At 55.4% G+C, this 22,203-nt stretch carries 23 protein-coding genes and 1 tRNA gene; 7 read left to right on the forward strand and 17 right to left on the reverse strand.

Annotated features, from left to right (window positions below; all coding sequences use genetic code 11):
* Nucleotides 1-160 precede the first annotated feature (160 nt).
* On the forward strand, nucleotides 161-1,450 hold the full coding sequence (locus tag BJL95_RS14365) for a L,D-transpeptidase family protein (RefSeq protein WP_254786805.1): 1,290 nt from the start codon (nucleotides 161-163) through the stop codon (nucleotides 1,448-1,450).
* Between the two features lie 7 nt (nucleotides 1,451-1,457).
* Here BJL95_RS14365 and BJL95_RS14370 read toward each other — a convergent pair whose 3' ends face one another.
* From BJL95_RS14370 to BJL95_RS14385, 4 genes are all read right to left on the reverse strand, one after another.
* Nucleotides 1,458-3,728 (reverse strand): EAL domain-containing protein, encoded by a 2,271-nt coding sequence (locus tag BJL95_RS14370; RefSeq protein WP_071158878.1) that lies wholly within the window; start codon nucleotides 3,726-3,728, stop codon nucleotides 1,458-1,460.
* A complete protein-coding gene (locus tag BJL95_RS14375) occupies nucleotides 3,725-4,063 on the reverse strand; it encodes a hypothetical protein (protein ID WP_071158881.1) in 339 nt (112 codons plus the stop codon). The genes BJL95_RS14370 and BJL95_RS14375 overlap by 4 nt, the downstream gene beginning before the upstream one ends.
* A 263-nt stretch (nucleotides 4,064-4,326) precedes the next feature.
* Entirely contained in the window at nucleotides 4,327-4,590 is a 264-nt protein-coding gene (locus tag BJL95_RS14380; RefSeq protein WP_064030947.1) for a hypothetical protein, read from the reverse strand.
* Between the two features lie 257 nt (nucleotides 4,591-4,847).
* Nucleotides 4,848-5,246 carry a hypothetical protein gene (locus BJL95_RS14385; protein ID WP_064030948.1) on the reverse strand — a complete coding sequence of 133 codons (399 nt, stop codon included), beginning with the start codon at nucleotides 5,244-5,246 and terminating at the stop codon, nucleotides 4,848-4,850.
* A 225-nt stretch (nucleotides 5,247-5,471) separates the two neighbouring features.
* On the opposite strand from BJL95_RS14385, the gene metG reads away from it, so the two are divergent.
* The 3 genes from metG (at nucleotide 5,472) to BJL95_RS14400 (ending at nucleotide 8,361) form a co-directional block, all read left to right on the forward strand.
* Nucleotides 5,472-7,532, forward strand: a complete 2,061-nt coding sequence (metG, locus tag BJL95_RS14390) for a methionine--tRNA ligase (protein WP_071158883.1) — start codon at nucleotides 5,472-5,474, stop codon at nucleotides 7,530-7,532.
* Nucleotides 7,498-8,100, forward strand: a complete 603-nt coding sequence (locus BJL95_RS14395; protein WP_071158885.1) for an RnfABCDGE type electron transport complex subunit B — start codon at nucleotides 7,498-7,500, stop codon at nucleotides 8,098-8,100. The genes metG and BJL95_RS14395 overlap by 35 nt, the downstream gene beginning before the upstream one ends.
* 184 nt (nucleotides 8,101-8,284) lie before the next feature.
* A tRNA-Arg gene (locus BJL95_RS14400) sits at nucleotides 8,285-8,361 on the forward strand.
* Between the two features lie 127 nt (nucleotides 8,362-8,488).
* On the opposite strand, the gene BJL95_RS26065 is transcribed toward BJL95_RS14400, so the two are convergent.
* The 4 genes from BJL95_RS26065 to BJL95_RS14415 all read right to left on the reverse strand — a co-directional run bounded on the left by BJL95_RS26065 (nucleotide 8,489) and on the right by BJL95_RS14415 (nucleotide 10,388).
* A complete protein-coding gene (locus tag BJL95_RS26065) occupies nucleotides 8,489-8,614 on the reverse strand; it encodes a helix-turn-helix transcriptional regulator (RefSeq protein WP_082885655.1) in 126 nt (41 codons plus the stop codon).
* A gap of 154 nt (nucleotides 8,615-8,768) precedes the next feature.
* Complete coding sequence (locus BJL95_RS14405; RefSeq protein ID WP_083386047.1) at nucleotides 8,769-9,281, reverse strand: heme-binding protein; 513 nt, start codon at nucleotides 9,279-9,281, stop codon at nucleotides 8,769-8,771.
* A gap of 51 nt (nucleotides 9,282-9,332) precedes the next feature.
* Nucleotides 9,333-9,821, reverse strand: a complete 489-nt coding sequence (locus tag BJL95_RS24070) for a cupin domain-containing protein (protein WP_175463720.1) — start codon at nucleotides 9,819-9,821, stop codon at nucleotides 9,333-9,335.
* Nucleotides 9,822-9,971: 150 nt separating this feature from the next.
* Nucleotides 9,972-10,388, reverse strand: a complete 417-nt coding sequence (locus tag BJL95_RS14415) for a 4-oxalocrotonate tautomerase (protein ID WP_071158887.1) — start codon at nucleotides 10,386-10,388, stop codon at nucleotides 9,972-9,974.
* A gap of 162 nt (nucleotides 10,389-10,550) precedes the next feature.
* Here BJL95_RS14415 and BJL95_RS14420 point away from each other — a divergent pair, with 162 nt between their 5' ends.
* A complete protein-coding gene (locus BJL95_RS14420) occupies nucleotides 10,551-11,132 on the forward strand; it encodes a TetR/AcrR family transcriptional regulator (RefSeq protein WP_254786807.1) in 582 nt (193 codons plus the stop codon).
* A 249-nt stretch (nucleotides 11,133-11,381) separates the two neighbouring features.
* On the opposite strand, the gene BJL95_RS26070 is transcribed toward BJL95_RS14420, so the two are convergent.
* The 7 genes from BJL95_RS26070 to orn all read right to left on the reverse strand — a co-directional run bounded on the left by BJL95_RS26070 (nucleotide 11,382) and on the right by orn (nucleotide 16,865).
* The gene (locus tag BJL95_RS26070) at nucleotides 11,382-11,519 is read right to left on the reverse strand and encodes a GNAT family N-acetyltransferase (RefSeq protein ID WP_217631691.1); all 138 of its coding nucleotides are present in this window, start codon (nucleotides 11,517-11,519) and stop codon (nucleotides 11,382-11,384) included.
* A gap of 39 nt (nucleotides 11,520-11,558) precedes the next feature.
* Nucleotides 11,559-11,684 carry a hypothetical protein gene (locus tag BJL95_RS25940; protein WP_302848349.1) on the reverse strand — a complete coding sequence of 42 codons (126 nt, stop codon included), beginning with the start codon at nucleotides 11,682-11,684 and terminating at the stop codon, nucleotides 11,559-11,561.
* A 45-nt stretch (nucleotides 11,685-11,729) separates the two neighbouring features.
* Nucleotides 11,730-12,002, reverse strand: coding sequence for an acylphosphatase (gene yccX, locus BJL95_RS14425; RefSeq protein ID WP_071158891.1), 273 nt, complete (start codon nucleotides 12,000-12,002; stop codon nucleotides 11,730-11,732).
* Nucleotides 11,999-14,194 (reverse strand): bifunctional 23S rRNA (guanine(2069)-N(7))-methyltransferase RlmK/23S rRNA (guanine(2445)-N(2))-methyltransferase RlmL, encoded by a 2,196-nt coding sequence (gene rlmKL / locus BJL95_RS14430; protein ID WP_071158893.1) that lies wholly within the window; start codon nucleotides 14,192-14,194, stop codon nucleotides 11,999-12,001. The genes yccX and rlmKL overlap by 4 nt, the downstream gene beginning before the upstream one ends.
* Nucleotides 14,195-14,341: 147 nt before the next feature.
* Nucleotides 14,342-14,731 (reverse strand): group 1 truncated hemoglobin, encoded by a 390-nt coding sequence (locus BJL95_RS14435; RefSeq protein WP_064030956.1) that lies wholly within the window; start codon nucleotides 14,729-14,731, stop codon nucleotides 14,342-14,344.
* Nucleotides 14,732-14,922: 191 nt separating this feature from the next.
* Nucleotides 14,923-16,194: a serine--tRNA ligase gene (gene serS, locus BJL95_RS14440; protein ID WP_071158895.1), complete on the reverse strand. Its 1,272-nt coding sequence runs from the start codon at nucleotides 16,192-16,194 to the stop codon at nucleotides 14,923-14,925.
* A 125-nt stretch (nucleotides 16,195-16,319) separates the two neighbouring features.
* Nucleotides 16,320-16,865, reverse strand: a complete 546-nt coding sequence (gene orn, locus BJL95_RS14445) for an oligoribonuclease (RefSeq protein ID WP_071158897.1) — start codon at nucleotides 16,863-16,865, stop codon at nucleotides 16,320-16,322.
* A gap of 93 nt (nucleotides 16,866-16,958) precedes the next feature.
* Here orn and BJL95_RS14450 point away from each other — a divergent pair, with 93 nt between their 5' ends.
* Nucleotides 16,959-18,209, forward strand: a complete 1,251-nt coding sequence (locus tag BJL95_RS14450; RefSeq protein WP_071158898.1) for a M48 family metallopeptidase — start codon at nucleotides 16,959-16,961, stop codon at nucleotides 18,207-18,209.
* Nucleotides 18,209-19,108, forward strand: a complete 900-nt coding sequence (gene rsgA / locus BJL95_RS14455) for a ribosome small subunit-dependent GTPase A (RefSeq protein ID WP_071158900.1) — start codon at nucleotides 18,209-18,211, stop codon at nucleotides 19,106-19,108. The genes BJL95_RS14450 and rsgA overlap by 1 nt, the downstream gene beginning before the upstream one ends.
* Nucleotides 19,109-19,209: 101 nt before the next feature.
* On the opposite strand, the gene BJL95_RS14460 is transcribed toward rsgA, so the two are convergent.
* Both BJL95_RS14460 and BJL95_RS14465 read right to left on the reverse strand, forming a co-directional pair.
* Entirely contained in the window at nucleotides 19,210-19,707 is a 498-nt protein-coding gene (locus tag BJL95_RS14460) for a hypothetical protein (protein WP_139306276.1), read from the reverse strand.
* 527 nt (nucleotides 19,708-20,234) lie between these two features.
* Nucleotides 20,235-22,202 (reverse strand): methyl-accepting chemotaxis protein, encoded by a 1,968-nt coding sequence (locus BJL95_RS14465; protein ID WP_071158904.1) that lies wholly within the window; start codon nucleotides 22,200-22,202, stop codon nucleotides 20,235-20,237.
* Nucleotide 22,203: the final 1 nt, after the last annotated feature.

A 22,203-nucleotide genomic window follows, 5' to 3' on the forward strand; every position in this document is an offset into this window, starting at 1 on the left:
AGCCAAGAAACCCGGACAACCAAATCCACGGGCTTTCTTGCCAGGCCGCGTCAAACGCGCTACTCTCCGGGCGGAAACAACCATCCGACGCCCCAGTCCCGTCACCGTCATGATCGCCTTAACCCGTCCGCCTATCCGCCATTCCCCGGTCCACTCTCCGTTGCTTATACCATTCGCGCTGATACTGGCGTCGTTGCTAAGCGGCTGCCAAACCTTAGCCTTCTTTTCCGAGCCACAATCGGAAAAAGTCACCTGGACGGTCAAACCCAACGAAGTCGTCGAGACTCACCAATTCAGCCTCTCCGCCGACTTGAACATCGTCGGAGGCCTGGCCACTCTCTCCAGCCGGGAAAACGATACGCTCTCGGACATTGCTCGCCATTACGGCCTGGGATACAACGACATTACCCTCGCCAATCCCGGCCTGGATCCCTGGAGCTTACAGAACGACAGCACGGTATTGCTGCCTTTGCAATTCATAATCCCCGACGCGCCGCGCCAAGGCATCGTGTTGAACCTGGCCAACATGCGCATGTTTTATTTTCCAAATGCCCGATCGGTCTTGACCTATCCGGTCGGCATCGGTCGACAAGGCTGGAATACACCGCTGGGTCAGACGCAAATCGTCGCCAAGAAAGCCAATCCGGCCTGGACCGTGCCGGAATCGATCCAACGCGAACACCAGGCGCTGGGCGACCCTCTCCCCAAAGTCATCCGCTCCGGCCCGGACAATCCTCTCGGCTATTACGCAATGCCGCTGGGCTTTAAGGGCTATTTGATACACGGAACCAACAAGCCCTACGGGATCGGCATGCAAGTCAGCCACGGCTGCGTACAGCTCTACCCGGAGGACGTGGAAAACCTGTTCAAGCAAGTCGACATAGGCACGCCGGTACGCATCGTCCACCAACCCTTCTTAGCCGCCTGGGCGGGAGACACGCTGTATCTGGAAGCCCACCAACCATTGGATAAATGGGAAAAGCAACGCAAGCAACTGGAAAAAGACCTGCGCGGCAAATTGAAGCAGCTCGCCGCGGAACGGCAAGCTACACTGGATTGGCCCAAGGTGGAAGCCATCCTCAAGCGCGCCGACGGCGTGCCGACACCGGTACTCGTCAACAGTCCGAACCTTGCCGAACTAAGCGCCGCCGCGCCGCAGATCGAACATCCGGAACGACTGTTCGGCCAACCGGAAATCGGCGAACTGGACGCCGACGCCTGGTCGACGATCATCGCCGATGTGTTCCAGAGCGAAACCGAAGCGCAAAAGCTGGCGGCCATGCTCAATCACCAAGGCCCGCCGATCCCGGCCCGCAAGATTGCCAGCAACGGCAATTACCGAGTCTTGGCCGGGCCTTTCAAAACCAAATCCGAAGCCAGAGCGGCGGCGAAACGCATCAAACAGAACTTCGATATCGACGCGATGCCGCAAGCACCGTCGGCAAACTAAGCCGCCGTCATTCCGACAAGGCCCCCGGCTTCAGCAACGCGGTGGCTTGCTCCACCGGCACCGGCTTGCTGAAGTAATAGCCTTGGCCGTAATTGCAACGCTGTCCGGACAGGAAGACCAACTGCTCCAAGTCCTCTATGCCCTCCGCGACCAACTCCAATTTCAACTGGCCGGCCATCGCGGTAATCGCGGCCACGATCGCCCGGTCGCTGTCGTCGGTGGAAACGTCCTTTACAAAGGCCTTGTCGATTTTCAACGTGTCGAGCGGAAACCGCTTTAAATAGCTCAGCGACGAATAACCGGTGCCGAAATCGTCCACCGAAATACGCACGCCCAGGCTCTTTAAGCCTTGCAGAGTGGCTAGCGTGGTATCCACATCGCGCATCATGATGCTTTCGGTGATTTCCAACTCCAATAATTCCGCCGGCAAGCCGGTTTCGGCCAACACGGTCGCAACCACGTCCAACAAGCCGCGTTGATGTTGAAAATCCTGGAACTGCCGACCGGATAGATTGACGGCGACGCGCACCGGCGTACCTGTCTCGCGCCAGCGCTGGGCCTGTTCGCAAGCGGTCCGCAACACCCATTCGCCTATCGGCACGATCAACCCGGTTTCCTCGGCCAAACCGATAAACTGATCCGGCATCACCATGCCCAAGGTCGGACTATGCCAGCGCAACAGCGCCTCCATGCCGATTACCGCCCGGCTATCGATTTGCACTTGCGGCTGGTAGTACAGCGACAGCTCGCCCTGACCGAGCGCGCAACGCAAATGATGCTCAAGCTGCAGATACCGCTGCGCGGTACTGTTCATTTCCGACGTAAAAAACTGATAGTTGTTCTTGCCGAGCTTTTTGGCGTGGTACAGCGCGGAATCGGCCTGCGCCAGCAGTTCGTCCAGATTGCCCGAGTTCTCCGGAAACACGCTGATGCCGATACTGGCCCGCGAATAAATCTGGTGTTGGTTAATGACAAAGGGTTCATTCAGTAGCCCTAAAATCTTGACCGCCACCTTGGCGGCATCCAGGCTGTCCTTGATGCCGGGCAACATGATGATGAATTCGTCGCCGCCCATGCGTGCCGGCGTGTCGCCTTCACGCAAGCACGAGGCGATGCGCTTGGCCACCTCTCTGAGCAATTCGTCGCCAACGGTATGGCCGAACGAATCGTTGATAGTCTTGAAATTGTCCAGATCGAGAAACAAAAAAGCCACCACCTCGCGTTTGCGCTGCGCGCGCGCGATGAATTGCAAGGCGCGGTCGGTCAGCAGCGTGCGATTGGGTAGATCGGTCAGCGCATCGAAATGCGCCATGTAATCCAGGCGCTGGCGAGCCCGCTTGACCTCTTCCATCTCCCTGGCGTTGTCTATCACCAACGATAACGAATGCGCGAAACTGGCCGCCAACTCCTCGTCGTTGGCGCTAAACGCCTCGCCGCCGACTTTGTCGCACAAATAGATCCGCCCGTACACCCGACCGTGCCGGGAAATCGGCACCGCCAACAGCGATTTCATCGGCGGATGATGCGGCGGAAATCCGATGCTACGCGGATCGGTGCGCATATCGCTCAGGCGTAGCGAAATATCCTCTTCGATCACGACGCCCAACAAACCCTTGCCTTGCGGCAGCTCGCCGATTTGCTTGGCCTGAGCCTCGCTGATTCCGGAATAAATGAATTCAGCCATCCCGCCGTGCTCATCGACGATACCAATCGCCCCAAAATCGGCGTCCAACAGCTTACGCAAGGCATCGAGCCCGGCTTGCAGCAATTCGGTTTCTATCGACGTCCGAGCCAACACCCCCAACAAGCTTCTGGCGGCCTCGTTGAGGGCGGCCAAGCGTTCGACCCAAATCACGGTCTGGCGATGGTTTTCCTCGGCGATGTCCCGCAAACGCACGCTTTCGAGTAACAACTGCCGATCGCGTTCCAGCAAGGCCTGCAAAATGCTTTCCCGGGTCACGACGCCGACAAACTCGTCGCGGCTCATCACGGCCAACACTTCCATGCCATGCTTCCGCATGGTTTTCAACGCGGTACGGATACCGGCACCGACCGGCACGGCCGCGAGCTTGCGATGCTCGACCAAGTCGGCAAAAATCCAGCCAGGGTGCAGGGAAATGTCATGGTGGGTAGCCACGCCGCAAAAATCGGCACTAAGTTCGCCATCGCGAAATACCGCGTACACGGTACTGCCATTCGCCCGCCCCTTAGGCCGGTCTTCTTCCCGGACCCTAACCACATCGGGCCAAAGACAGGCCTTTACTGTCAATTCCTTCATACCTTGCCGCTCAAGCGCACCGAGACGTCCAAATCGGCGTGCAAAATCTCGTCGATGCTCATCAGCGGCTTAACCTGACCTATCACAAACTCAATCAATGCCTCGCGCGAAGCCCGGTTCAACAGGCTTTTTCGGACCAAGATATCACTGATGATTTCGTCGTCGCACTCGATATGCTCGAACGGCGCTTTCACCAATAATTCAATGGCGCGGCGCATCGCGATACAGCCGATTGGCGAATCGCGCCCCAAAATCAACATGTCTTTCAGTGGAGGAATGGTGTATTCGCCAAGCACGGCGGAGATATTGACCTGATTTTGAGTTTGCTTGAACATGCCGGTAACCTTATTTCCCTAAGTTTGACCGGTAATTTAGCAGAAATTAAGCACTCTCAGGACTGGGCCCAAGGACGGAACTCACAGGAGAGGGTTAATCATTACGGAACAACGGAAAGCCGAACCGCCGGGCAGACGGCTTGCAAGAACGAAAGACAGCAACGCCAATCCAGATCGGCGAAAGTGAAAATTGAGAGTTGGAACACAAAAAACCGGACGGTAAGGCTACCGCCCGGCTGACAGAGAAAACGCCGGCAGAGAAATTAGTTTCCGCCCTTGAAGCTAATTTGCAAAGCGTGCAGCGAATTCACGCAATCCGCGCTGGCTTGAAGGTTAGGATTATCGTGGCAGGTTTGGTTTTGCGCCTTCGCTTCCTTGATATTGGCCACATACCAAGCAACGGATTTACCCTCGGTAGCCGCCTTGTCTTCGTTAACTTCGGAACTAGCATTGGTTACATTCAGGATCGCGGCTCCCCCGAGTACCGCAATCGCGGCGGCAGCTATAAATTTGTTGGCGTTTTTCATAAAGACTCCTTCGCTATCTGTTACCGGAAATTTGGAATCCCGTATTGGCGGGACACCGGTAATCTAACAAAAAAGTCTAGCGTTAAAAATGTGGCGGATTGACGCGCGACAATCTGTCCGAATATAGCGGCAAATAACATAATTCAATTAAAGCATCGGATCAGTCAGCATAGCAAAGACACTAGCCGACTGTCTTAAGATTAGCCCGCGAGTAGCGGCGCACGGACTTTGCCGATCGCGCCGCGAAGCGGACTGGCTTATTTGATTTTCAACAACTCCTTGCCGTCGCTAGCGAATTTACAAATCCCGGCCGCAAAATAAGTACATTCTTCGGATTGCTCCAGCTTGGCGCCGTTTGGGGTCAAATGCACTTTTACCGAGCACGAACGCGCCTCGCCCTCGATATGCTTTTTCAAAACCAACTCGTTTTCGGCAATGACTTTAGCTTCGCCAGAAATTAGAGCAGAACATGCGTGCTTGCCGGCCTCGTCGGGATTCGGTTCGAAATCCACATCCACGGTGACATTGGTATCGTTGCCGACCGTATTAATCTTCAAATGCTGAACGTGGTTACCGTCGCGCAACAGATAGTGATCGGTCGCCGCCATTACGGAACCGGACATTAGCGCGATGGCCAAGAACAAGGTTTTTTTCATGATGTAGCCTCTTTTATTGTGATTTGAAATCGGGCAAGCCCCACGCGGAAAAATCCCGATCGGCACCCCGGCGTCGCCGAAGCGTCGAGCTTGGCGGCGATTGTACCCTACTGCCCGACGTTGCCCAAGAACCCTTGCCCGCCGCCGGCTTGTCACGCCTTGCCATGAAAGCCCAGGCGATTTATGCCATAATCGCCGGCTCCTTTTTCCGGCCGTTTTACCGCCATGTCGAAACGAAAAATCCTTGTCACCAGCGCCTTGCCCTACGCCAATGGTCCGATCCACCTCGGCCATCTGGTCGAATACCTTCAGACCGACATTTGGGTGCGGTTTCAAAAACAACGCGGCCACGAATGCTACTACGTCTGCGCCGACGACACCCACGGCACACCGATCATGCTGCGCGCCGACAAGGAAGGCATTACGCCGGAACAACTGATCGCCGGCGTCGAGCAAGAACACCGCGCCGACTTCGACGCCTTCGGCGTGGCGTTCGACCAATACCACAGCACCCATTCGCCCGAAAACAAGGCTTGCGCCGAACTGATTTACCTCAGACTACGCGAGGGCGGCCATATCAGCAGCCGCAGCATCACTCAAGCTTACGACCCGGTCAAAAACATGTTTCTGCCAGACCGTTTCATCAAGGGAGAATGCCCCAAATGCGGCGCGCCCGACCAATACGGCGACAACTGCGAAGCTTGCGGCGCCACCTACTCGCCAACCGAATTGAAAAACGCGGTGTCGGTCGTGTCCGGCGAACAACCGATCGAAAAAGACTCGGAGCACTATTTCTTCGAACTCGGTCACTTCGCCGAAATGCTGAAAGACTGGACCACCGCTGGCCACTTGCAAGCGGAAGTCAGCAACAAAATGGCCGAATGGCTGCAAAACGGCTTGCAACAATGGGACATTTCCCGCGACGCACCGTATTTCGGTTTCGAAATCCCGGACGCGCCCGGCAAATATTTTTACGTCTGGCTGGATGCGCCGATCGGTTACATGGCCAGTTGCCGGCGCTTATGCGAGCGTACCGGTTTAATTTACGATGACTTTTGGAGCCCGGACAGCGACGCCGAGTTGTACCACTTCATCGGCAAGGACATCATTTATTTCCATGCGCTATTCTGGCCGGCCATGCTGCACGGCGCCGGCTTCCGCACGCCGAGCGCGATCTTCGCCCACGGCTTTTTAACGGTCAACGGTGAGAAAATGTCCAAATCGCGCGGCACCTTCATCAAGGCCCGTACCTATCTGGACCATCTGAACCCGGAATACTTGCGCTATTACTTCGCCGCCAAACTCAGCGCCGGCGTCGACGACATCGACTTGAACTTCGACGATTTCACGCTCCGGGTCAATGCCGACCTGGTTGGCAAAGTGGTCAACATCGCCAGCCGCTGCGCCGGATTTATCGCCAAACGCTTTGAAAACCGGCTATCCGCCGCCTGCGCCGAACCGGAATTGTTCGGCCAATTCGTCGCCGCCCATCAAGCCATTGCCGACCTTTACGAAAGCCGCGAATTCGGCAAGGCGATGCGCGAAATCATGGCCCTGGCCGACAAGGCCAACCAATACATCGACGAAAAAAAGCCCTGGCTGATCGCCAAGGAAGACGGCCGCGACGCCGAGTTGCACGACGTTTGCAGCATGGGCCTGAACTTGTTCCGCTTGCTGGTGGTTTATCTGCGCCCGGTGATACCGACGCTGGCCGCCAACGCCGAAGCCTTCTTGAACATCCCGCCGCAAGGCTGGCCGGCCGACGCCCAGCCGCTGACCGACCACGCCATCAACGCATTCACGCCATTAATGACCCGAGTCGAGGCCGACAAAATCGCCGCGATCGTCGAAGCCTCCAAGGACAACCTGGAGAAGACTCCGTCGGTCAAGGCCAAGCCCGCCAAGACCGTCGGCGAAGCCGCCAAACCCGCCGAAAACCAAAAGCTGGAGCCGATCGCCGAAGCCATCGAAATCGAGGACTTCGCCAAAATCGACTTACGCATCGCCCGTATCGTCAAGGCCGAAGCGGTGGAAGGCGCCGAAAAACTGCTGCAGTTGACCGTCGACCTCGGCGACCACACCCGCAGCATCTTTGCCGGCGTGAAGTCGGCCTACGCACCGGACGATTTGGAAGGCAAGCTGACCGTCGTCGTCGCCAATCTGAAACCCCGCAAAATGCGCTTCGGTACCTCGGAAGGCATGATGCTGGCGGCCGGCCCAGGCGGCAAGGACATTTTCGTACTGTCGCCGGATGCCGGCGCCCAACCCGGCATGCGCGTCAAATAAAACGGAACCGAGCATGCTGGCCGACAGTATCGACGCCCTGCTGCCGCAGACTCAGTGCCGAAAATGCGGTTTTAACGGCTGTCGGCCTTACGCCGAAGCGATCGCTCGCGGCGAAGCCGACATCGACCGCTGTCCGCCCGGCGGCGATGCCGGTATCGCCAAATTGGCCGAGTTGCTGGGCATCGCGGCCAAGCCGTTGAATCCCGGCTACGGCATTGAGCGGCCGCGCCTACTTGCGATCATCGACGAAGACGCGTGCATCGGCTGCACCAAATGCCTGCCGCCCTGTCCGACCGACGCCATTCTAGGCGCCTCCAAACACATGCATACGGTCATTGCCGACCTGTGTACCGGCTGCGAATTGTGCATCGCGCCGTGTCCGGTCGCCTGCATTGCCATGGTTCCCGCGCCCAACCTCACTTGGACCGAGACCGACGCCGACCGCGCCAGGCTGCGCCATCTCACCAAACAACAACGCCTGACAAAACTGGAAGCCGAAAAGGCCGAGCGCTTGCAACGCCAGAAGCAGCTATTGTCAAAAGCCAAATCCGCGAAAAACCAAGATTAACGCGATCGGCCATGACTTTAGCCGCAATTGCTTTTATAATAAGCAGCTCTGCAATACACGCCCGTAGCTCAGATGGATAGAGCCCAGCCCTCCGGAGGAAACCGTCAGCCGGATTTAGGGTTCTAGGGAAACGGTCAAAACCGTTTGACCGAACAGACTGTATCGTAAGACCGCAAATCCCATTGCGCCCGTAGCTCAGCTGGATAGAGCGCAGCCCTCCGGAGGCTGAGGCCAGAGGTTCGAATCCTCTCGGGCGCGCCATTTTCACATCTTCCCTAAACTGCCATTTTCCCCTGGTTTGGCATAGGCGGCCATTCAGCGGCCAGCTAAAATTGATGTTATTTGTCGTCACCCAAATTTGACATTTGCCCTCAACGACCAAACATCCTTAATCTTTAGGGTTTACGTTTTGACTGCCTGTTAAAAGATCTTCAGAAACATATTCAACTAAATCTTCAATTCTGCAGTGAAAATAAGCGCAAAGTTTATCCAGATTGTCTGTACGGTGCTGTATTCTCTATGGTTTAGGAACCTCTGATTAATTCGTAACCTAGAATTCTATAACTAATTAAATCAATGACTTGTGTGTTCGAATGTTTTGAAAAACTGAATTAATCAGAGGTTCCCTAAGCACAATAACTGTAATTTTCCCATTTTGAATAGAATGATTATTCCGGCAATCTACTGCTGATTTTGTCAATACCCGCTTGAGCACAGGCTTCATCTTTATCGCCACCCGGTGCACCGCTGACCCCAATCGCACCTATTATATTTCCTTGCACTTTTATCGCTAATGCGCCGGGCAATGGCGTGACATTGGGGATGGTGAGTGCGGCATTATAAAACGCCGGGTTTTTGCTCATTAGGTCGGCCACTTGACCGCTGGTTTCTAAATGATAGTTGGGGCCAAACGTCACGATAGTGTAGGCTTTTCGATAGGCCGTCTCGAAGGTATGCGGCGTACTCTTGTCGCTTTTTAGCTGAACTTTGGGCTGACCGAACATATCGACAAAAGCCACCGAAACGTTATATCCCAAAGCTTCGCAGGAGCGTACCGTTTCGCTGGCAGCTTCGACCGCTAAAGTAAGCGGAAGCGTATAACTATTTCCCGCAGCATGCGCATTGGCTTGCAATAACAAAAGTATCGAAATGACCTGCAAACCTTTTCGTTGTTTATTCATAGCGTATTTCCGGTGACGTGATGTCCCAAATGCCCAATAAGCGCTTTGGCATTAAGGAACCATCAAAAATGGTTGGCCTTTTTGGGTGGTATAAGTGATTAAATATTTCAGCGGATTAATCCTGTCGGCATTGCGAAAAATCAGGTGTTGAGCGTTGGCCTTGTCTTGGTAGCTATCCCCTGCTCTGAAGGTTAGTATTGGCTCGTCAACGTACTGCGATTCCGCTATCCCCTCAAGAATGTAATTGAAACCGACTGAGGGATGATGGTGAACTGGCAAGCCCACTCCCGGCGGATAGGTAGCCATGACCAAACGAAATTCGTTGCCTTCATTATCTTCATGACTTTGCAGGATAGTTCGAACGATACCGTCGCTGGAGACTGTCGTATTGCCCTGCGATGTGATTTGTGCGAACAACGGCGTCGCGGTGAATGCGCCTACCGCACCGACCATCCCAGCCAGCAACAGCCGTCGTTTGATATCGCATTCGATGTTAGGTGTCATGACTTCGACAGCTTTCGAGGTATAACCGTTTGACATATCTCTTCCTTTTATCAATGTGCGTTTACTAGACGCTAACGTGATGTTTTCGCAGCTTTGCGGGCGGTTTTTTGGCATGGGCCGCCAGCCGAGTGAATAAACATTGTTACTCGCGGGCGATGAGAGATCGACCCGCGAATGGATCTAAATTTAACCTGTGGAAAGCGCCTCGCCTAACTGTTTATTGGTCAACGCCTGACCAGCGATTCCCCAGGCGCCATCAACAGCATGGACGACATTAGCCCAAATTTGGTGTTTAGGCAGGCTGCCGCCCGAGAGTTCATGAATAATGTCGGTGGCTTCTTCGATATGTCCCTGCTGAATTTCTGGTGTGTTAAACGCAAATGACGGCACCTTCCATTCGATAAATACGACATCGGTTTCTTGCAATCCTGAATAGGTTTGATGTTTGGGTAGCAGATGGATAGCGCCAACGACATTGGGCGTCATCACCTTATTGCCGGATAGCCCGTGCCATTTCAACATCGAATCGCAAATTCTGCGAAAAGCGAGCCTTTCGCTTCCCGCGGGTAAGACACCTTCTGTTAGCGTAAGAGTAAGCGGCATGTCGGTTTCCTGTTGTTTGGGGTTACGCGTAGCGGAAGCTACGCGACGAACATTAAATAACGATCGCTATACAATATTATATAACGATCGTTATCTTGTCAAAGATGCCGATGCTGGCCATTTGATACAATGTCAATCCCAAATAGCATTGGATCTACCCGCGTGAGATATACAGCAGACCAAAAACAACAAACCTGCCAGCGCATTATTGAGGCGGCCGGGCGTTGCTTTCGAAAAGGCGGCTACAGTGGCATCGGCGTCGATGGCTTGGCAAAGGAAGCCGGCGTGACGTCAGGGGCGTTCTACGGACACTTCAGCTCCAAAGCCGAGGCGTTTAAAGCGGCGATCATTGCCGGAATGGAGGACTTGAAATCCGGGATCGGCACTTTTCAGCAGAAATATGGCGAAAACTGGTGGGAAGAATTTGCAACGTTTTACATGGGTCCAAAACGCACCTGCGATCTGGGCGACAGCTGCATACTTCAAAGTGTAACTCCGGAAGTCTGTCGCTCCGAGGAAACGATACGTACCGCATTCGAGTCGGAGCTGCTAACGATAGTCAAACTTGCGGCAGAGGGTACATCCCAAACAACCGATCAGGCGGCTATTGATAATGCGTGGGCTAACTTTGCAATGTTGATTGGCGGCGTAACGTTAGCGCGCGCGGTTACCGACGAAAAAATCGCCAATGAAATTGCAACGGCCGTTCAGCAAGCGGTGATCACCCGACAAAAGGGTACTTAAATTCATTAGAGTTCGTCCGGTCGTCCGAATTCCATCCACGCTTACCCAACCCAACCGCCGTCACAAAACGAAACCAAAGTACGCCGAGAACGATGCAGCTTGAAGCCCACCTCGCGAAGCGATACGGGACCCAGTTTACAGACACATAGATTATGGCGCAGCGGGGTTAGGCAACAAATCCGCCATTTAGGTGTTCAACAAAATGCATACCCTTCGCCGACAAGCCTTGTCGGTAATAGCATCGTTGTGCTAGCGGCATGTATATAAGCGGGTATCCAGAACCAGATTATTGCAGTTTGCAAATTGGGCTGCCTGTTTGACATATTCAATGAGACGTTTGCCTATGCCCTGATTTTGCCGCTTACCCTTGACGACCAGATCATCCACATACAGATAGCGAGCATAGCGCAGATTCTCGCTGAATCGTTAGCCGACCAAGCCTTGCCAACCGAATTCGTAAAACCCTGAGAGATGATAGCCCGCCTGAAATTGGCGCAGGATTTGTACGACAAATCGCGCCTGATCCGACAAATGTAGCCTGAGTGCTGTCATCAGCGTTAGACGTTCGAGGTTGATTCAGCTCAATCTTGCCATCAATCAACGAATCTCGAATGCTTGCCAATGTTCGTCGGGCTGATGGGCATTGACGACAAGCTCGGCAACCTTGGCCAATAGCGGCCCTTTGTGACACCAGGCCACCAACTTTTGCAAATCGTCCGGGTGTCCGGAAGCGACGATTTCGACGCTGCCGTCTGGCAGATTTCGGACGAAACCGGACAGATTCAGTTTGACCGCTTGCTTTTGAGTGTAGGCGCGAAAATACACGCCCTGTACCCTGCCCTTGACGATGATGCGCAGGCAATCCTTCATCGCGTGATTCTCCAGCAATAATGAATTTTTTGGTCGCGGGCGAAGTCCTCGGGAATCGTCGCCGCGCTGATGTCTTCGATGTTCAGGCCGGCCAAGGCCTCGCGGTCGAGTTTAAAGCGGCGGAAGTTAGTCGAAAAATACAACACGCCGCCCGGCGCCACCAACGCGGCGGCATTTTTCAACAAAGCCACGTGATCGCTTTGAATGTCGAAGGCATCGTCCATTTTCTTGGAATTGGAAAACGTCGGCGGATCGAGAAAGATCAGGTCGAATTGCGGCTTGTTTTTTAATGCCGCCTGCTCGGCCAGCCATTTCGGGCAATCGGCGCGCACCAGCTTGTGGTCGCCGCGGATGCCGTTGAGTTCGTAATTGCGCTTGGCCCAGTCCAGATAGGTATTGGACATGTCGACGGTAACCGACGCCGCCGCACCGCCGACCGCCGCGTGCACCGTCGCGCTGCCCGTGTACGCGAACAAATTCAAAAAGCGCTTGCCCTTGGCCTCCCGCTGAATGCGTAAGCGCATCGGCCGATGATCCAGAAACAGGCCGGTATCCAGATAATCCTCGAAATTGACCCAGAACTTGCAGCCGCCTTCCTCGACCACGTGAAAATGGCCTTGTTCGCCGAGCTTTTCGTATTGGTCGCTGGCTTTTTGCTTGCGGCGGATTTTCAGAAACACCTGGTTGGCCGGAATTTCCAGCACTTTCGGAATCTCCGCCATTGCCCCGGCCAGGCGTTGATTGGCCTTGGCCGGATCGATGGTTTTCGGCGATTCGTATTCCTGCACATTGACCCAAAGCTGCTCTCCCTGGTAAACATCGACTGCCACCGCGTATTCCGGCAAATCAGCGTCGTACAGGCGGTAACAACTCACCCGGTTTTGCTTGGCCCACTTGGCGAGTTTCTTCAGATTCTTGCGCAAGCGGTTGCCGAACATCTCGGCTTGCGGGTCGACTTGTTCGACTTGGGCGCGGCGCCAGATCGATTCGGCCCGCTCCTGTTGCGACTTGGCCTTGGGCTCGAAGAAGGCTTTTTCCTCGATGTTAAAACGCAGCAATTTGCACTCCAGCGCGCCGTTGAACAAGGTGATCGGCTTTTGCGAACGAATGCCCAGCCTAAAACCCAATTCGGGGTCGCTGATGATCATCGCCGCCTGCCAGCCGGCGAAGCGCTGTTTCAGCACCTCGCCGAAGCGACGGTACAGCGCGGCGGTTTCTGCTTCGTCGCCCAACCGTTCGCCGTAGGGCGGGTTGCAGGCGATCAAGCCCTTGGGCCAGCTTTCCGCCGCAGCCGCATCGCCGATGTCGCGTTTTTCGATATGAATCTTGCCGGACAGTCCGGCGTTTTCGACGTGCTGAACCGCAGTGGTGACGGTACGCCGGTCCTGGTCGAAGCCGACTATGGTCGGCATTTTGTTTATTCCGGCTTCGCGGCGTTGGCGGGCCTCGTCGAGCAAGCTTTGCCACAAACCGGCATCGTGTTTTTTCCAGCCCAGAAAACCAAAGTAATCGCGCTGCAATCCCGGCGCGATGTCGGCGGCGATCAGCGCACCTTCCAGCAACATCGTCCCCGAACCGCACATCGGATCGAGCAAACTGCCGCCTTGCTCGGCAATCTTGGGCCAGCCGGCGCGCAACAAAATCGCCGCCGCCAGGTTTTCCTTGATCGGCGCGGCGATGCTGATGTCGCGGAAGCCGCGCTTGTGCAAACTTTCGCCGGACAAGTCCAGGCTGAGTTGCGCCAGGTCGTTGTGCAGATAAACGTTGACGCGAAGCGACGGCCGGTCGGTATCGACGCTGGGGCGCTCGTTGAACTTGGCCCGCATCTGGTCGACGATGGCATCCTTGACCTTTTGCGCGCCGAAGTGGGTGTTGTTGATGGCCGGACTGTTCTTGCTGCTGAACGACACCGCCAGGCTGGCGTCGGGCTGGATATGCTCGAACCAATTAATGCGCTTGACGCCGTCGTACAGGTCCTGCTGGGATTTGACCTCGAAACTGCTCAGCGGCAGAAACACCCGGTTGGCCACTCGCGACCACAAGCACACCCGGTAAGCCAGCGCCAGATCGCCGTCGAAGGCCACGCCGGCCAGTTTTTCCTTGACGTTTTGGCCACCGAGGGCGCGGATTTCGTTGGCGAGGATGCCTTCCAGCGCCTTAGGCGCGGTGGCGTAAAGAGAATGTAGCGACATGACGACGACCGAATACGGAATGGTCGGCTAGGATACTAAAACCGGACGGGGGCGGCGGAAAATTTGTAAGGCTCGAGCTAGCGCCGAGGATGAGCCATCCCCAGGATTGCCGCCACGCGCCGAACCGCGCGCATGGCGGCACCGACATCAACGGCCGAGGACTTCGCCGCGAACGCTTTCGACCAAGGCGGCCGCTTCGCCGATTAACTCGGCCGGCACGTTCAGTTCCTGCATCGTCGCGCCCAGGTGTTCCATCACGGCGTCGAAGTGGCTGTCACTCAAACCCTTTTGAACCAATCTGGCATGGCCGTCGCGCAAGGAGCGACCGGTATACTGGTTGGGACCGCCGAAAGCGACGGTCATGAAGGCTTTCAAGTGCTCGACTTGTTTAGCCATATCGGTTTTTTCGAAGAAGCGGTTAATTCGATAATCATCCAACACCTTACCGTAAAACACATCGACCGCCGCGTTGACGGCGGCTTCGCCACCCAGACGCTCGTACAGCGACGGCTCTTGTACTTGATTGTTCTCGCTCATGTTAACCCCAGTCAGTTATTAAAATTATGGTCGGAGCCGAGCGAACCGAAGAGCCCGCCGCAACTCCGGCGGCGATGATACTCCAGGTTAGTTTTGGTTCAAAACTATTTTGCCAATCCCAGTAGGGGCATAAAAAAGCCGGGGTAGCGCTTGGATCGCTACCCCGGCTTGCGGTGTCCGGCCCTAATTGCTTAGCGAATTTCCGCGAGCCCGCCCATATAAGGCCGCAAGGCTTCCGGTACCGTGATCGAGCCGTCGGCGTTTTGATAGTTTTCGATGACCGCGATCAAGGTACGGCCGGCCGCCAGTCCCGAGCCGTTCAAGGTATGCACCAACTCCGGCTTGCCGGTGTCCGGATTGCGCCAGCGCGCCTGCATGCGCCGGGCCTGGAAGTCTTTGAAGTTGCTGCAGGACGAAATTTCCCGATATTTTTGCTGTCCCGGCAACCAGACCTCCAGATCGTAGGTCTTGGCCGACGAAAAGCCGGTGTCGCCGGCGCACAACAGCATTTTTCGATACGGCAGATTCAGTATTTGCAAGATTTTCTCGGCGTGGCCGGTCAGTTCCTCGTGGGCCTGGGCGGACGTTTCGGCGGACACAATTTGCACCAGCTCGACCTTCTCGAACTGGTGTTGACGAATCATGCCGCGCACGTCGCTGCCGTAAGCGCCAGCCTCGCTGCGGAAGCAGGGCGAATGACAGACAAACTTCAGCGGCATCTGCTTGGCTTCGACAATGGCGTCGCGGACGATGTTGGTGACCGGCACTTCGGCGGTTGGAATCAGGTAGAAGGTCGGATCGTTTTGCACCGTGAACAAATCGGCCTCGAACTTCGGCAACTGGCCGGTGCCGCGCAGGCTGTCGGAGTTGGCCAGGAACGGCACATAGGTTTCCTGGTAGCCGTGCTCGTTGATGTGGGTATTCAACATCAGTTGAATGATGGCCCGTTGCAATGTCGCCAGTTTGCCGGCCAGCACGACGAAACGGGCACTGGCGATCTTGGCGCCCCATTCGAAGTTCATGCCCAACGGCTCGCCCAGATCGACGTGGTCCTTGGGTTGAAAATCGAACTGGCGCGGCTCGCCCCAACGGCTGACTTCCAGGTTATCGGCATCGCTTTTGCCGTCCGGCACCGCCGCGTCGAGGATGTTCGGTATGCCGGCCATCAATGCGTTTAACTGGTTTTGCACGTCGTTCAATTCGGCTTCGGCGGCCTTGAGCTGGTCGCCCAAATCGGCCACTTGATCCAGCAAGGGCTGGATGTCGTCGCCCTTGGCCTTGGCTAGACCGATGGCCTTCGAGCGGGTGTTGCGTTCGTTTTGTAAATCCTGAGTCTTGACCTGAATGTCCTTGCGGCGGTCTTCCAGGGCTTGATAGGCGGCGGCATCGAATTGAAAGCCGCGGCGTTGCAATTGCTGGCAAACCGTCTCCAGTTCGCTTCTAAATAAACGGGGGTCTAGCATGGCTGTGTGGTACCTGAAATTAAAGGGCGTGGGGCGAGCCAGGCATCTGGCAAGCCGATCTATTGATTCCGTATCGCTGGGCCAAACTCCGTCGTTAATGCAGCAAGCCAACCCAAGTGGACGGATTAATATTTAAAAAAGTGCTCGCGATAATGCCGCAATTCCTCGATGGACTCGAGAATGTCGTCCAGCGCCTTATGCGAGGCTTGCTTGTTGTAACCGTCCTTGACCTTGGGCGCCCAACGCGCCGCCAGTTCTTTAACGGTGGATACGTCCAGGTTGCGGTAATGAAAAAAGGCTTCCAGCTTGGGCATATAGCGGTACAAAAAACGCCGATCCTGGCAAATGCTGTTTCCGCACATCGGCGACGCCCGTTCCGGCAACCATTGCCGCAAAAACTCCAACGTTTCGGCTTCGGCGGCGGCGGCATCAATGCGGGAATCCTTGACCCGTTGAATGAGCCCGGATTGGCCGTGATGCTGTTGATTCCAGTCGTCCATCGCCGCCAACGCCGCGTCGGATTGATGGACGGCGATCACCGGGCCTTCGGCCAGGATGTTTAAATTTGGATCGGTAACGACGGTTGCGATTTCGATGATCAAATCGTTATCCGGGTCCAACCCTGTCATTTCCAGGTCTATCCAGATAAGATTGTTTGCATCCTGAGCCATTGGCTATTCCCTAGATTATTTATAAAGTTGCGGCAAATTGTAGCATTAGCTAATCTGTACCGCTAATCGTTAACCCCCAACCTCACGGCCTTGATGAACACCTTTACCGTCCTATTTCTCGTCGCCCTCGTCCTGTCTTACGGCGTCCAATTCTGGCTGGCAATGCGCCAGAAAGCCCACGTGCTGCAACATCGCGACCAAGTGCCGGCGGCATTCCGCGACCGGGTATCGCTGGCCGCCCATCAAAAAGCCGCCGACTACACGGTGGAAAAGAGCAAACTGGGCGACTTGGACAGCGTGGTCGGCATTGTGTTTCTGCTGGCGCTGACGTTGGGCGGCGGCATCAGCCTGGTATTCGACTTCTGGACGACCTTCGATTTGTCGCCGCTGAAAGCTAGCTTGGCGGCGATGGCCAGCGTCTTTTTGTTGATGACCGTCGTCGAAATCCCGTTCAGCCTCTATCAAACCTTCGTCATCGAAGAAAAATTCGGCTTCAACAAAAACACCCTGCCGCAATTCGTCAAGGATCAGTTGTTGTCGATCGCGCTGACGCTCGGCATCGGTCTGCCGATTTTGGCGTTGATTCTATGGGTGATGGACAGTATCGGCGACCTGTGGTGGCTGTATGCCTGGGCCATCATGATGGGTTTTTCGCTGTTGATGAGCTGGCTGTTCCCAACCCTGATCGCACCCTTGTTCAACAAGTTCGAACCGATGCAGGACGGCTCGCTGAAGCAACGCATTCAAACCTTGCTGGAACGTTGCGGGTTCAACAGCAACGGCATTTTCATCATGGACGGCTCGCGCCGTTCCGGCCACGGCAACGCCTATTTCACCGGCCTGGGCAATAACAAACGCATCGTATTTTTCGATACCCTGGTCAAGTCCCTCGACGAATCGGAACTGGAAGCCGTGTTGGCCCACGAACTCGGCCATTTCAAATGCAAGCACACGATCAAGATGCTGATCGCCTCGTCGCTGATGACCTTGATCAGCTTCGCGATTCTGGGCTGGTTGATTACCCAAGACTGGTTTTTCGACGGACTCGGCGTAGGCACTCACTCCAATGCGGCGGCCTTACTGTTGTTCATGCTGGTGTCGCCGGTATTCACCACCTTCATGCAACCGATCAGCGCGTTCTTTCAACGCAAATTCGAGTTCGAAGCCGACGATTTCGCCACCCGCAACGCCGAGGCCGGCAAGCTGATCAGTGGCCTAGTCAAGCTGTACGAAGAAAACGCCAGCACGCTGACGCCCGACCCACTGTATTCGGCCTTCCACTACAGTCATCCGCCCGCCGCGATCCGCATCGCCCATATCGAAGAAAAGATACAAACCGCTTGATGAGTGCTCAGCGGGAAGGACTGGTCATCGCCCATCTCGGCAAAGGCATCGCGGTAGAGTTGGACGAAGCCACGCCGCCCGTCCTGTGTCAAACCCTGCGCAAACTGGATACCGTCGTCGTCGGCGACCGCGTCAAACTAACGCTGTCGTCGCCGGAGCAAGGCCGCATCGAAGCGATCCTGCCTCGACGTTCCACGCTGTTTCGTCCGGCGCGCGGCAACGAAAGCCGGCCGGTGGCCGCTAATCTGGACAGCGTGTACGTGGTGTTGGCGGTCGAGCCGGCTTGCGATTTTCTGTTGCTGGATCAATATCTGGCGGTCTGCGAGAACAGCAATATCGACGCCGACCTAATCCTGAACAAGATCGACCTGCCGTTGCCGGCCGACATCGACGCCGAATTGCACTACTACCCAACGCTGGGCTACCAGCTACACCCGGTCAGCGCCAACCGCCAAATCGGCATCGCCGAACTGGCCCATACGCTGCAAAACCGCGCCAGCCTGTTCGCCGGCCAATCCGGGGTCGGCAAATCCTCGTTGACCAACGCGCTGCTGCCGGACAAAACGCTACGCACCAATACCATTTCGGCGATCAGCAAACACGGTCGCCACACGACCACCGCCGCCACGCTCTACCACTTGCCCGGCGGCGGTGATTTGATCGACAGCCCCGGCGTCGCCATTTTCGGTTTGGCCGGATTGACCGAGGCGCAACTGGCCTGGGGCTATCGAGAATTTCAACCCTACATCGCCCGTTGCCGCTTCAACGATTGCAAGCACGTCACCGACAAGGACTGCGCGGTCCGCGCCGCCGCCGAAGCCGGCGAAATCCCGCTGGCGCGCTACCGGCGTTTCTTGAAACTGCGGGAAAAAATGCCGCCGCCGTCGCGTGGCGGGTAGACTGGATCACCAAAAACGTAGCCCAGGGCTGAACCCTCAAGTCCTCCCCTAGGTTTCATTCATTTTTTCAGAACTCCCCTTTCCCCCTTACTCTATAGGCCTTAACCATAAGGAGTATTTTCCGGTAAAACACCCAATATCTTCCACCATTGGAAATGATCAATCATTCTTATTGTAGGAGGACTCGGATCCACGAACCCATTCTTGCCAAGATTCGCAGTCCTTTTTTCCCACCTAGCCCCCCAGGCCCTATTCACTTCGAGTTTAAGCGGTATTAATCGGACATATTTGTAACCCTGCTGACCAGCTCGAGTCTTACTTTGAATATGATCGATATCTAAGTCTTTCGAAACAACCATGTTCATAACGGTTTCGTAGTCCTTTCGGTATTTAGTATTAAAAGTTCCGTCGTCACTTAGAGGACGCACCCAAACTTGCGTTTGACCATTCTTATCCGTTACAACTAGCAAGTCATTTGGGTCCCGCCCAGGATAAGGCTTTACGTTACCTACGCCGAAATATACTTCGAGCGACCATCGATCTATTGCCGCAATAGGAAAATCCAATGGTAATTCCGGCAGAAGATTCATACTGTTCACGATCCACCTCCAAAATTGTAGTGGTGAGTCCCTGTACAAACGCGAAGATATATACACATAACCATAACAAGCCTTCTTTGACACGCTACGTCAGTGCAAAGTCACCCCGCATGTTGCAAGGAAAAAGACTGAGCCAAGACCGTCGGCTCGCTACGACAAACCGAGTTCCAAGGTTTGAAGACGGTCGTAGCACAAACAATTTTTACCTTTGCCGCGTATAGCCTGACGCGCATGGACGCTATTTTTCGTTTGCGTTACAGTACGGCGTAGATGACTGTACGCCTAAAATCCACCAAAAGGAGGAATTTAACCCCGTTGACGCGAATATACCGGCGAGAAGTAGTTTTTGGGCCTGATCGGGCTTCCTGACGGCCCGGTACTCCGAAAAATGGCGCCGAACCGATGGTATATCGGCAAATTTCAATAGCCTACTCAACCCTTGAAATCACTAGCCGCTTGGCGGGAACCGTGCGCGGAGAACCGCACCGTGCTTGTTTTGCGCGGATAGCGGATAGCACTAGCATCCCTCACGCCACCTTGAATTGCGCGATCAGGTTTTGCAGGTTTTGATTGACGTCGGAAATCGCCGACGCGCTGAGTTTGTTGGTCTGGGCTTCTTGCGTGGTTTGTTTGGCCAATTCGGCGGTATGCGAGAAATTGTTGGCAATTCGTTCGGCGGCTTGCGATTGTTGCAGCGAGGTCGCCGCGATCACCCGGCTTTGGCTCAATACCTCGCCTATCGACGACTTGATGCCGGCGAATACCTGATGGACATGATCGACCGCCTCGGCCGTGGTTTTCGCCGCCGCTTGTTGTTGATTCATTAGTTTGACCGTGGTTTCGGTGGCCCGATTAAGCCTTTCGATCAAGCCGCGAATCTGCTCGGCGGAGTCCGCTGTGTTCGACGCCAGTTTACGAACCTCGTCGGCGACCACCGCGAAGCCTCGCCCGTATTGCCCGGCCCTGGCGGCTTCGATCGCGGCATTCAAAGCCAGCAAATTAATCTGGTCGTTGAAGCCCTGAATGACGCCGAGCACGGTTTCGATGCCGGCGGCGTCGCGGCGCAGATGTTCCAACGACGCGGCGGTTTCGTCGGTGGCCTTGGCCAGTTCGGCGACTTGGACCTGAGTATGTCGCATATAGGCCACGCCACTATCGATCAGGCCGTGCGCCGAAGTGGTCGCATGTTGGCTGTCGGCCGCGCTGTTGGCGACATTCACGAAAGAACTGTGTAACTCGGTCATTTGTTGGGCGCCGGCTTCGGTGGCCTGGCGTTGGTCGGCGGTAATCGATTCCAGGCTTGCCGCGACCAGCAATATGTCTCGTCCGTATTGGTTCAAGGCCGAGGATTCCTGATTGATGTGGCGTATTAGCGATTCGAAATAATCATGCAATTTGTGTAGAGATTCCTTGACCAAATTGATTTCGGCGATTCGGCTGCGCAACGAAACCGAGCCGCGCAAATCGCCGCGCGCCAGCAGATCGACATGGTTGCTGATATGGGCGATGACATCGGCCAGATGGCGTTTGATATAAATCATCAGCATACAGATAGCGATCAAGATCGCGGTGCAGATCGCGACGATCGTGTACAGGATATGTTCGTAATACTGATATTCGCCGGCGATCTCGGTTTGCAGATCGGCGAACCGTTGTTGCAGCGTTTGCAGTTGCGCGGCGGCTTGCGTCCGGCTGGCGGCTTTTTGGCGCGCGAACTGTTCGGCGCTACCCAGATCGATGTCGTAACGCCGAATCAGCGCGCCGATCTCGCTGATGGGTTCCTCGGCGAGGTCGCGCGCCTCGGCCACTCGCTCGGTCAACCCCAGACCGAAGTCCGGCTCCGCGTTGGCGGCGTCGCGCATCACGCCCAGCAACGGCAACTGTTTATACCGATCGGCTAGCGCCAGCAGTTGGCGCTGATAACGCTGAATGTTCTCGGCCGAAACCGCTTCGCGGGCCGCGAAAAAGCTTTGTCTCGCTCGAGACAAATTCAACACTGCCGCTTGGGTTTGGCCTATCAATTCCCAGTAGGGTTGTTTCGTCTTGGCATCCACCGGCGCGCGAGACGCGTAGTCGATTAAGCTTTGCAAATGCCCGGACATTTGCTGTTCGTTGTTAATCAGCAGGATTTGCGGATCGGCCAATTTCCCGGCCGAGGTCAACTCGACGACGATGGATTGTTGAACGGTCCGCAACAAATCCAGAAACGGCGCTTTCAGCCGGTCGTCCACCTCGCGATTCGCTTCGATGTCGCGCACAGCCCGACCGACATTGGTATCGATGTCGGTTAACAAGGTGGCATCGCCGCTGGCCAGGTAATTGAAAACCGGCTGACTGATCCGGGTGTAAAACTGGTTCTGCTGTTGACCGACGAATTCGACGGCCTTGAAAGCGTGGTTAAGGTGTTGCAAGGAGCGAACCACCGCAACCGTGAAGCCGGTCAGGGTGAGGACCAACAAGAGACTGACAATTTTGGAGATACGGCTGATTTTCATG

Source organism: Methylomonas sp. LWB (assembly GCF_001856095.1).
GTDB lineage: Bacteria > Pseudomonadota > Gammaproteobacteria > Methylococcales > Methylomonadaceae > Methylomonas > Methylomonas koyamae_A.

Bases quoted from the DNA above. Each gene is read 5' to 3' on its own strand.
- BJL95_RS14370 (WP_071158878.1), bottom strand. From the start codon at position 3,728: ATGAAGGAATTGACAGTAAAGGCCTGTCTTTGGCCCGATGTGGTTAGG.
- BJL95_RS14375 (WP_071158881.1), bottom strand. From the start codon at position 4,063: ATGTTCAAGCAAACTCAAAATCAGGTCAATATCTCCGCCGTGCTTGGC.
- BJL95_RS14380 (WP_064030947.1), bottom strand. From the start codon at position 4,590: ATGAAAAACGCCAACAAATTTATAGCTGCCGCCGCGATTGCGGTACTC.
- BJL95_RS14385 (WP_064030948.1), bottom strand. From the start codon at position 5,246: ATGAAAAAAACCTTGTTCTTGGCCATCGCGCTAATGTCCGGTTCCGTA.
- metG (WP_071158883.1), top strand. From the start codon at position 5,472: ATGTCGAAACGAAAAATCCTTGTCACCAGCGCCTTGCCCTACGCCAAT.
- BJL95_RS14395 (WP_071158885.1), top strand. From the start codon at position 7,498: ATGCCGGCGCCCAACCCGGCATGCGCGTCAAATAAAACGGAACCGAGC.
- BJL95_RS14405 (WP_083386047.1), bottom strand. From the start codon at position 9,281: ATGAATAAACAACGAAAAGGTTTGCAGGTCATTTCGATACTTTTGTTA.
- BJL95_RS24070 (WP_175463720.1), bottom strand. From the start codon at position 9,821: ATGTCAAACGGTTATACCTCGAAAGCTGTCGAAGTCATGACACCTAAC.
- BJL95_RS14415 (WP_071158887.1), bottom strand. From the start codon at position 10,388: ATGCCGCTTACTCTTACGCTAACAGAAGGTGTCTTACCCGCGGGAAGC.
- BJL95_RS25940 (WP_302848349.1), bottom strand. From the start codon at position 11,684: ATGACAGCACTCAGGCTACATTTGTCGGATCAGGCGCGATTTGTCGTA.
- yccX (WP_071158891.1), bottom strand. From the start codon at position 12,002: ATGAAGGATTGCCTGCGCATCATCGTCAAGGGCAGGGTACAGGGCGTG.
- rlmKL (WP_071158893.1), bottom strand. From the start codon at position 14,194: ATGTCGCTACATTCTCTTTACGCCACCGCGCCTAAGGCGCTGGAAGGC.
- BJL95_RS14435 (WP_064030956.1), bottom strand. From the start codon at position 14,731: ATGAGCGAGAACAATCAAGTACAAGAGCCGTCGCTGTACGAGCGTCTG.
- serS (WP_071158895.1), bottom strand. From the start codon at position 16,194: ATGCTAGACCCCCGTTTATTTAGAAGCGAACTGGAGACGGTTTGCCAG.
- orn (WP_071158897.1), bottom strand. From the start codon at position 16,865: ATGGCTCAGGATGCAAACAATCTTATCTGGATAGACCTGGAAATGACA.
- BJL95_RS14450 (WP_071158898.1), top strand. From the start codon at position 16,959: ATGAACACCTTTACCGTCCTATTTCTCGTCGCCCTCGTCCTGTCTTAC.
- rsgA (WP_071158900.1), top strand. From the start codon at position 18,209: ATGAGTGCTCAGCGGGAAGGACTGGTCATCGCCCATCTCGGCAAAGGC.
- BJL95_RS14465 (WP_071158904.1), bottom strand. From the start codon at position 22,202: ATGAAAATCAGCCGTATCTCCAAAATTGTCAGTCTCTTGTTGGTCCTC.